This is a genomic window from Alkalihalophilus lindianensis (assembly GCF_032843265.1).
Taxonomy (GTDB): domain Bacteria; phylum Bacillota; class Bacilli; order Bacillales; family Bacillaceae_D; genus Alkalihalophilus; species Alkalihalophilus lindianensis.
Window position 1 is genome coordinate 1 of the sequence record NZ_JAWJBA010000702.1, and the last position, 252, is coordinate 252.

Consider the following 252-nt stretch of genomic DNA (forward strand, 5'->3'; position numbering starts at 1 on the left):
GGCACAGCTAGGAAAAAAAGTAGCAGTCATTGAAAAAAAGGCAATCGGTGGAACTTGTTTAAATGTAGGCTGTATTCCCTCCAAAAGTTATTTACAGCATAGTCACTGGGTTTTAGCTGCTGAAGAAGCCAATCAATTTGGAATGAATCTTACGGTTGGCTCGATTGATTTCAGTAAATTGGTGAAAAGAAAAGACGGAGTCGTCTCAAAGCTTCAAGGGGGAATTAAACATCTCTTCCAATCGAACCAAAT

At 39.3% G+C, this 252-nt stretch carries 1 pseudogene; it reads left to right on the forward strand.

From position 1 onward, the window contains the following. Positions 1-252 (forward strand): annotated as a pseudogene (locus RYX56_RS23980) (dihydrolipoyl dehydrogenase); the annotation flags it as partial.